Here is a 6,727-nt window from a genome sequence, read left to right on the forward strand (position 1 = left end):
ATTAATTTTGATTTTTGAACGATAGATAATATAAATCCAAAATTATGATTCGAAAATAAAGATATACTGCTTCTAATCATGAATTTTAAAAATCATAATTAGAAGTATATGAATGAATAATGTCATAATTTAGATTTAAGAATATATTTAAAGATATAAAATTAGTGAGGTAATATTATTTTAGAGCTGTTTCAAAATAGCTCTTTTTCTTTTGTATTTAAAATAGCTATTTTGATCTTATTTTGGCAACAATATAAAAGATATGTATGATATAATATGTTAGTAATAGGAAAGGAGTCTGTATAGATGGATTTAAAGTCATTACTTAACAAAGAACAATATGAAGGGGCCACTACTGTAGACGGTCAAGTATTAATATTAGCAGGAGCAGGTTCAGGTAAAACTAGAGTTTTGACATATAGAATGGCTCATATGATAGATGATTTAGGAATTTTACCATATAAAATCTTAGCTATAACATTTACTAATAAAGCAGCTAAAGAAATGAAGGATAGAGTTAAAGCTTTAATAGGAGAAAGAGCTGAAGATATGTGGATATCTACTTTCCACTCAACTTGTGTAAAGATACTAAGAAGAGAAATTGAGAAGATAGGATATAAAAAGAGTTTTACAATTTATGATACTTCAGATCAAAAGACTCTTATTAAAGAGTGTATAAAAGCATTAAATATAAATGATAAAGATATAACTGAACAAGAAATAATGAGTAAAATAGGTAAGGCAAAGGATAATATGCAAAGTCCTTCAAGCTTTATGAGAGAACATCAAAGTAATTTTAGAGAAAAGAAAATCGCAGATGTTTATGAAATGTATCAAAAGAGACTTAAGGAAAACAATGCATTAGACTTTGATGATTTAATATTCAAGACAGTTGAATTATTTAAAACTAATAAAGAAACTTTAGAATTTTATCAAAGAAAATTCCAATATATTATGGTAGATGAGTACCAAGATACAAATAAGGTTCAATACGAATTAATTAGACTACTTGCAGAAAGCCATAAGAATATATGCGTGGTGGGCGATGATGATCAGTGCATATACATGTGGAGGGGGGCTGACATTAGGAATATCCTAGACTTTGAAAAAGATTATCCTAATGCAAAAGTAATAAAACTTGAGCAAAACTATCGTTCAAAAGGAAATATTCTAGATGCCGCTAACGTTGTTATAGTAAATAATGCAAATAGAAAAAGTAAAGTTTTAAGAACTGAACAAGAATCAGGTAATAAAATTAAGGTTTATAGAGCTTATTCAGATAGTGATGAAGGAAACTTCGTAGCAAGTCAAATTAATAAGATAAAGAGAGAAGAAAATAAGAGTTTTAAAGATTTTGCAATTCTTTATAGAACTAATGCCCAATCACGTATATTTGAAGAAAGCCTAAGAAGAAATGATATTCCATATAAAATTTTAGGTGGAACTAGATTCTACGATAGAAAAGAAATTAAAGATATGCTTTCATATTTAAAGGTATTAGTAAATCCAACTGATAGTATAGCTTTAAGAAGAGTTATAAATGTTCCAAAGAGAGGAATAGGAGATGCAACTGTTAATAAGGTTGTTGATTTTGCTGATGATTATGAACTTCCATTATGGGATGCTTTAAATACAGTTAGAAATATTCCAACTCTTACTGCAAGAAACTGTGCAGGCATAGAAGTATTTATGGAAATGATGGAAAGATTCGTAGATATGAGTGAAGTTATGCCTGTATCTGTTTTAATAGAAACTATATTAAAAGAGACAGGATATATAGCTGAATTAGAAAAATCAAAAGAAATAGAAGACAAAAGCAGAATTGAAAACTTAAAAGAATTAGTTTCTGATGCTGTTGATTTTGAAAGAAGTAGTGAGGATAAGAGTTTATCAGCATACTTAGAAAAAGTTTCATTAGTTCAAGATACAGATAAGCTTGAAGAGGAAGAAGATACAATAGTTTTAATGACTGTTCATAGTGCTAAAGGATTAGAATTCCCAGTAGTATTTATGGTTGGTATGGAAAATGGAATCTTCCCTGGAGTTGCTTCATTTGATAGTGAATCAGAAATGGAAGAGTCAAGAAGACTTTGCTATGTTGGAATAACTAGAGCAAAAGAGCAATTATTTATGACATCTGCTGAGGTAAGGAGACAATTTGGTAGAACTGTAGCTTATCCTCAATCTGACTTTATAGCAGAAATAAAACCAGATTTAAAAGAATATGTATCAGCTAGTGGGGGAGCACAAGAAGCAAGAAAATCAATGTTTAAACCAGAAAGTAGCTTTAATAATCCACACAGCTTAAGAGGCAGTGTTATGAATAGACCAAAGCCACAACCACAAAAAGCAACATCTACAGTTTCAGGAGATGAGGTTACTATGGGAAGAAAGGTTAAACATAGCAAATTTGGAGTTGGTACAGTAGTATCAATCGCAGATACAGGAAGTGATAAGAAACTAACTATAGCCTTTGATAGTCAGGGCATAAAGATATTGATGCTTTCATTAGCAAACTTAGAATTACTTTAATGCATAATGCATAATGCTAATGCATAATTAAGGTGAAAACTCCTACGGAGTTTTTGAAAATTAAAGAATTAAAGAATGAAGATTCTCTTTTGCTTTCGCAAAATAGAAATGAAAAAATGAAGAGCTTCTTTGCTGGAGCAAAATCAGCATGAAAGAATGAAATAATTAAGGAATAAATTCCTAGGAATTTATAATAATTCATAATTCAGCTTGTCTGAATTATTTCCACAATTATGCATTATGCATTGATAAAAGTGCATAATTAATGTGAAAGCTCATTCTGAGTTTTGGAAAATGAAAGAATGAAGAGCCTCTTTGCTGAAGCAAAATTGGCATGAAAAAATGAAAGAATAAAGGATTAAATTCCTTCGTAATTTAGGAAAATGAAAGAATGAATTTTCTCTTTTGCCTTCGCAAAATCGAATGAAAGAATTAAGAAATAAGTTCCACATGAATTTATAAATGTTCATAATTCAGCTCGCTGAATTATATCCACAATTATGCATTATGCATTATCAATTGTGCATTAATTAACTGGGCTTGCCTGAATTATTTCAACAATTTTTTCATTCTTTAATTCTTTCATTTTTCCCATTATAAGATCGGGGTGTTTTGTTTGGATAAAAAGAAAAGAATTGAAGATTTAGTTGATGAATTAAATAAATATGCTTATGAGTATTACTCTTTAGATAATCCTTCTGTTACAGATAAGGAATATGATGAGAAGTATTATGAACTGAAAGCTTTAGAGGAGGAAATTAATTATGTTCTTCCTTATTCTCCTACTCTTAGAGTTGGTGATAAGATTGCAGCTGGTTTTAATAAGTATACTCATAAGGCTAGGCTTTGGAGTTTAGATAAGGCTCAAAGTATTGAAGAATTGAAGGATTGGCATACTAGAAATCTTAAGTTTATAAATGAAGCGAATGCTAGAGGAGAAAGCTTGCCAGCACCAAGATATGTACTTACTAAAAAGTTTGATGGACTTACAGTGAATTTAACTTATGATGAGAGTGGAAGACTTTCTGCTGCTGCTACAAGAGGAAATGGGGAAGTAGGAGAAGAGATATCGGCTCAAGTAAGGACAATAAAATCTATTCCTATAAGAGTAGATAATAATGATTTATTTGAGATACATGGTGAGGCTATAATGACTACTGAAGCCTTTGAAAATTATAATAGAACTGCAACTGTACCTCTTAAGAACTTAAGAAATGGTGCTGCTGGAGCTTTAAGAAATTTAAATTTAAAGGAAACTGCAAAGAGAAATTTATCTGCATTTTTCTATGATATAGGATATAAAGAAGGAGAAGCTTTTGAAACTTATGAAGAAATGTTAAAGTTCATAAAAGAAAAAGGCTTCCCAATGGATGACTATGTTAGATACTGTACAACTATTGAAGAAATAGAAAAAGAAATAGAGTATATTAAAAGTATAAGATTTGATTTAAATTATGATATTGATGGAGTAGTTATAGCTATTGATGATATAAGGACTAGAGAACTTATGGGATATACAATAAAGTTCCCTAAGTGGTCTATAGCATATAAGTTTGAAGCTCAAGAAGCTACTACTAAGCTATTAGATGTAGAATGGAATGTTGGAAGAAGTGGAAGAGTGGGACCAACAGCTATATTAGAACCAATTGAACTTGCTGGTGTAACTGTAAAGAGAGCAACTTTAAATAATATAGATGATATAAGAAGAAAAGGTGTAAGAATTGGAGCAGAAGTATTTGTAAGAAGATCTAATGATGTTATTCCAGAAATTATGGGAGTAGTTGAAGCTTCATTAGAAGGAAGTGAAGAAATAAATGTTCCTGAAACATGTCCAGCATGTGGAGCTCATTTAGTTCAAAATGGAGTTCATTATTTCTGTGAAAATACATTATCATGTAAGCCTCAAATGGTAAAGAGTATAGTTCATTTTGCTTCTAGAGATGCTATGAATATTGAAGGATTCTCAGAAAAAACTGCTGAGCAATTATTTGAAAAATTGGATATTAAATCAATAGCAGATTTATATAGACTTAATAAGGAAGAATTATTACAACTAGATAAGTTTGGTCCTAAGAAGGCACAAAATCTTTTAGATGCAGTTGAAAGAAGTAAAAACTGTGAGTTATATAGATTTATATATTCATTAGGAATTCCTAATGTAGGAGTTAAAACTGCAAAAGATTTAGTTAATAGATTTAAGTCTATAGACGGATTAAAGAGTGCAAACTTTGAAGAATTAATATCTGTTCAAGATGTTGGTGGAATAGTTGCTAGTGGTGTTATGGAGTTCTTTAAAGAAGAAAAAGCTATTAACACAATTAATGAACTTTTAGAACTTGGAGTTAATCCAATATTTGAAGAGAAGGAAATTATAGCAAGTCCTTTTGAAGGAAAAACTGTAGTAGTTACAGGTACATTAAATAATTATTCAAGAGGAGAAATAAAAGCTAAGCTAGAACTATTAGGAGCTAAGGTATCAGGGAGTGTTAGTAAAAAAACAGATTTTGTAATAGCTGGAGAAGAGGCAGGATCAAAGCTAAATAAAGCTGTTGAACTTGGGGTTAGGGTGTTGAATGAAGAAGAATTTGAGGAGTTAATAAAGGAGTAAGAAATGAAGAAATTTAGAATGAAAGATATTCTTACACTTTTATGTACTGTATCATCCATTATAGCAAGTGTAATGATAGTCCTGACTTTCTTAACAACATATCATTTCATTAATAGTATGCCTATATATAATTCATACCTTCCATTACAAATTGGGATATGTATTACCATGGCATTATGGGGTGTTAGATTTCTATTTAATAAAGTTGGAAAAGAGAAATATATTTATTCAATAATATGTATAACTACTTCTATTATTTCTTTATTCTTTATAATAAACTTAGTAAAATAGGCTGCCTAAAAAGCAGCCTTATTTTTTTATTAAGGATATTCCAAGAAGAAATTTTTGAATATTAAATATATCTTTCGATCTTATTAATTGTTTCTATATAGATATTATCTAAAACATCTAAATCTAAAGCGTCTATATAATAAGCTTCTAAATCATCATGAATTTCATGTGCATTGGATATTAAGCTTAGCGCTTTATCTGTTAGTTCATAAAAGATATCCTTATTATAATCTATGTCTTCTTTATTTTTTTGAAGAATAGAATACGTACAAAAATCTTCTATATTGTAAGTTTTTCCTTCAAAAGAGCATTTACTAATTTCATTTTCTGTAACTATTGAGGTGGATATTTCAGGTATTAATATATGCTCAATTCTTTCGGGATTAAATGGATCATGAAGATATTCTACGAAGTAGCCCTTTTTTTGAGCAAGAGTCCCTAATTCTTTAAGAATTTTAGTTTTACTAAATCCAGGGCCGCCTTTTAATATGAATTTGTGTTTAAGTTCAGCAACTAAATCTTCGGTAAAGGTAATTATTCCATTAGGTGTAAATGCCGTTGCAAATATATGTCTTTCATCACCAAATCCAGGTATTTGCTTACTAAAAACTTCTTCCTTGAGACTTTCACATATAGTAAACACTTTACTATAATCTAAAGCTTCAAAATTCAATCTACTCCAATCATCGTGGATAGGTTTTGCTGCCGAAAGAAACTTATAAGCCCTTTGAAAATTGTTGCTTATTTCTTTATAGATGCTGATTAACTCTTTTTTCTTTAAAGAAAGTGCATCATTATCTAAGGCAATACCCATATTTATTATTTCATCAACAGCACCAGGATAGATTGGATCAACCATATGTGGAGAAGTGCCATCTAACATAGCAATTTTTAGTTCAGGGATTACTATTCCATCTAAAGATTTTTCATCTGATGAACAATGATTATATTCTACTGAGTAGCCCTTATTAAGAAAATGAGTTGCTACTTTTTTCATTAAATAAGATTTTCCTGTACCAGGACCTCCTTTAATACAGAAGACCCTGTTAGCATTTTCTTTATTAATTATAGAATAAAAAAAAGAATGAAAGCCTTTATAAGTATTACCTCCTAAAAAAATATGCCTTTCTTTGCTAAAAGTCAAAATTATCACTCCTAGTAATTTATATAGTAATGTTTCAATAATAATATATGTATTAACTTAAAAAGTGTAACTATGAAAAAAATTAATATAAATAAAGCATATCTGACAACTTTATTTTATGCATAAATTTTCAATGTTTATTTAATTTAATG

The 6,727-nt window shown here is 29.5% G+C and carries 4 protein-coding genes; 3 read left to right on the forward strand and 1 reads right to left on the reverse strand.

Annotated elements, in window-relative coordinates; all coding sequences use genetic code 11:
- The first annotated feature begins 306 nt into the window (after window positions 1-306).
- The 3 genes from pcrA to QK892_RS01030 all read left to right on the forward strand — a co-directional run bounded on the left by pcrA (window position 307) and on the right by QK892_RS01030 (window position 5,431).
- Window positions 307-2,532, forward strand: coding sequence for a DNA helicase PcrA (gene pcrA / locus QK892_RS01020; RefSeq protein WP_317271656.1), 2,226 nt, complete (start codon window positions 307-309; stop codon window positions 2,530-2,532).
- 616 nt (window positions 2,533-3,148) lie between these two features.
- On the forward strand, window positions 3,149-5,140 hold the full coding sequence (ligA, locus tag QK892_RS01025; protein ID WP_317271657.1) for an NAD-dependent DNA ligase LigA: 1,992 nt from the start codon (window positions 3,149-3,151) through the stop codon (window positions 5,138-5,140).
- A gap of 3 nt (window positions 5,141-5,143) precedes the next feature.
- Window positions 5,144-5,431 carry a hypothetical protein gene (locus QK892_RS01030; RefSeq protein WP_317271658.1) on the forward strand — a complete coding sequence of 96 codons (288 nt, stop codon included), beginning with the start codon at window positions 5,144-5,146 and terminating at the stop codon, window positions 5,429-5,431.
- 61 nt (window positions 5,432-5,492) lie between these two features.
- On the opposite strand, the gene QK892_RS01035 is transcribed toward QK892_RS01030, so the two are convergent.
- Window positions 5,493-6,584 (reverse strand): ATPase, encoded by a 1,092-nt coding sequence (locus QK892_RS01035; protein ID WP_317271659.1) that lies wholly within the window; start codon window positions 6,582-6,584, stop codon window positions 5,493-5,495.
- Window positions 6,585-6,727 lie beyond the last annotated feature (143 nt).

The sequence above is a fragment of the Clostridium lamae genome (genome assembly GCF_033043255.1).
Taxonomy (GTDB): domain Bacteria; phylum Bacillota; class Clostridia; order Clostridiales; family Clostridiaceae; genus Clostridium; species Clostridium lamae.

Coding starts and splice junctions, on each gene's coding strand:
- pcrA (WP_317271656.1), top strand. CDS start 307: ATGGATTTAAAGTCATTACTTAACAAAGAACAATATGAAGGGGCCACT.
- QK892_RS01030 (WP_317271658.1), top strand. CDS start 5,144: ATGAAGAAATTTAGAATGAAAGATATTCTTACACTTTTATGTACTGTA.